This is a genomic window from Enterobacter cloacae complex sp. P27C (genome assembly GCF_014895705.1).
GTDB lineage: Bacteria > Pseudomonadota > Gammaproteobacteria > Enterobacterales > Enterobacteriaceae > Enterobacter > Enterobacter bugandensis.
This window is the reverse complement of record NZ_JADBQB010000020.1, coordinates 1-3,104: the sequence shown is the minus strand read 5'-3', so window position 1 is coordinate 3,104 and position 3,104 is coordinate 1. Positions and strand designations below refer to the sequence as shown.

Annotated in this window: 2 rRNA genes; both read left to right on the top strand. The window is 53.6% G+C overall.

Annotated features, from left to right (window positions below):
• Positions 1 to 20: 20 nt before the first annotated feature.
• Positions 21 to 2,924, top strand: a 23S ribosomal RNA gene (locus tag IM291_RS21730).
• 66 nt (positions 2,925 to 2,990) lie between these two features.
• Positions 2,991 to 3,104: ribosomal RNA gene (rrf, locus tag IM291_RS21725) — 5S ribosomal RNA — on the top strand; the annotation flags it as partial.

Here is a 3,104-nt window from a genome sequence, read left to right as displayed (position 1 = left end):
GAAACATCTTCGGGTTGTGAGGTTAAGCGACTAAGCGTACACGGTGGATGCCCTGGCAGTCAGAGGCGATGAAGGACGTGCTAATCTGCGAAAAGCGACGGCGAGGTGATATGAACCTTTGACCCGTCGATGTCCGAATGGGGAAACCCAGTGTGTTTCGACACACTATCGTTAACTGAATACATAGGTTAACGAGGCGAACCGGGGGAACTGAAACATCTAAGTACCCCGAGGAAAAGAAATCAACCGAGATTCCCCCAGTAGCGGCGAGCGAACGGGGAGCAGCCCGGAGTCTGAATCAGCTTGTGTGTTAGTGGAAGCGTCTGGAAAGTCGCACGGTACAGGGTGACAGTCCCGTACACGAAAATGCACAGGTTGTGAACTCGAAGAGTAGGGCGGGACACGTGGTATCCTGTCTGAATATGGGGGGACCATCCTCCAAGGCTAAATACTCCTGACTGACCGATAGTGAACCAGTACCGTGAGGGAAAGGCGAAAAGAACCCCGGCGAGGGGAGTGAAAAAGAACCTGAAACCGTGTACGTACAAGCAGTGGGAGCACCTTCGGGTGTGACTGCGTACCTTTTGTATAATGGGTCAGCGACTTATATTCTGTAGCAAGGTTAACCGTATAGGGGAGCCGCAGGGAAACCGAGTCTTAACTGGGCGTTAAGTTGCAGGGTATAGACCCGAAACCCGGTGATCTAGCCATGGGCAGGTTGAAGGTTGGGTAACACTAACTGGAGGACCGAACCGACTAATGTTGAAAAATTAGCGGATGACCTGTGGCTGGGGGTGAAAGGCCAATCAAACCGGGAGATAGCTGGTTCTCCCCGAAAGCTATTTAGGTAGCGCCTCGTGAACTCATCTTCGGGGGTAGAGCACTGTTTCGGCTAGGGGGCCATCCCGGCTTACCAACCCGATGCAAACTACGAATACCGAAGAATGTTATCACGGGAGACACACGGCGGGTGCTAACGTCCGTCGTGAAGAGGGAAACAACCCAGACCGCCAGCTAAGGTCCCAAAGTCATGGTTAAGTGGGAAACGATGTGGGAAGGCACAGACAGCCAGGATGTTGGCTTAGAAGCAGCCATCATTTAAAGAAAGCGTAATAGCTCACTGGTCGAGTCGGCCTGCGCGGAAGATGTAACGGGGCTAAACCATGCACCGAAGCTGCGGCAGCGACGCTTATGCGTTGTTGGGTAGGGGAGCGTTCTGTAAGCCGTTGAAGGTGTGCTGTGAGGCATGCTGGAGGTATCAGAAGTGCGAATGCTGACATAAGTAACGATAAAGCGGGTGAAAAGCCCGCTCGCCGGAAGACCAAGGGTTCCTGTCCAACGTTAATCGGGGCAGGGTGAGTCGACCCCTAAGGCGAGGCCGAAAGGCGTAGTCGATGGGAAACAGGTTAATATTCCTGTACTTGGTGTTACTGCGAAGGGGGGACGGAGAAGGCTATGTCAGCCGGGCGACGGTTGTCCCGGTTTAAGCGTGTAGGTGTGTGTTCCAGGCAAATCCGGTTCACTTTAACACTGAGGCGTGATGACGAGGCACTACGGTGCTGAAGTGATAAATGCCCTGCTTCCAGGAAAAGCCTCTAAGCATCAGGTAACACGAAATCGTACCCCAAACCGACACAGGTGGTCAGGTAGAGAATACCAAGGCGCTTGAGAGAACTCGGGTGAAGGAACTAGGCAAAATGGTGCCGTAACTTCGGGAGAAGGCACGCTGATATGTAGGTGAAGTCCCTGCGGACGGAGCTGAAATCAGTCGAAGATACCAGCTGGCTGCAACTGTTTATTAAAAACACAGCACTGTGCAAACACGAAAGTGGACGTATACGGTGTGACGCCTGCCCGGTGCCGGAAGGTTAATTGATGGGGTTAGCGGCAACGCGAAGCTCTTGATCGAAGCCCCGGTAAACGGCGGCCGTAACTATAACGGTCCTAAGGTAGCGAAATTCCTTGTCGGGTAAGTTCCGACCTGCACGAATGGCGTAATGATGGCCAGGCTGTCTCCACCCGAGACTCAGTGAAATTGAACTCGCTGTGAAGATGCAGTGTACCCGCGGCAAGACGGAAAGACCCCGTGAACCTTTACTATAGCTTGACACTGAACACTGGTCCTTGATGTGTAGGATAGGTGGGAGGCTTTGAAGCGTGGACGCCAGTCTGCGTGGAGCCGTCCTTGAAATACCACCCTTTAATGGCTGGTGTTCTAACGTGGACCCGTAATCCGGGTTGCGGACAGTGTCTGGTGGGTAGTTTGACTGGGGCGGTCTCCTCCCAAAGAGTAACGGAGGAGCACGAAGGTTAGCTAATCCTGGTCGGACATCAGGAGGTTAGTGCAATGGCATAAGCTAGCTTGACTGCGAGAGTGACGGCTCGAGCAGGTGCGAAAGCAGGTCATAGTGATCCGGTGGTTCTGAATGGAAGGGCCATCGCTCAACGGATAAAAGGTACTCCGGGGATAACAGGCTGATACCGCCCAAGAGTTCATATCGACGGCGGTGTTTGGCACCTCGATGTCGGCTCATCACATCCTGGGGCTGAAGTAGGTCCCAAGGGTATGGCTGTTCGCCATTTAAAGTGGTACGCGAGCTGGGTTTAGAACGTCGTGAGACAGTTCGGTCCCTATCTGCCGTGGGCGCTGGAGAATTGAGGGGGGCTGCTCCTAGTACGAGAGGACCGGAGTGGACGCATCACTGGTGTTCGGGTTGTCATGCCAATGGCACTGCCCGGTAGCTAAATGCGGAAGAGATAAGTGCTGAAAGCATCTAAGCACGAAACTTGCCCCGAGATGAGTTCTCCCTGAGACTTTAAGTCTCCTGAAGGAACGTTGAAGACGACGACGTTGATAGGCCGGGTGTGTAAGCGCAGCGATGCGTTGAGCTAACCGGTACTAATGAACCGTGAGGCTTAACCTTACAACGCCGAAGCTGTTTTGGCGGTGAGAGAGAGATTTTCAGCCTGATACAGATTAACAGAATTTGCCTGGCGGCTTTAGCGCGGTGGTCCCACCTGACCCCATGCCGAACTCAGAAGTGAAACGCCGTAGCGCCGATGGTAGTGTGGGGTCTCCCCATGTGAGAGTAGGGAACTGCCAG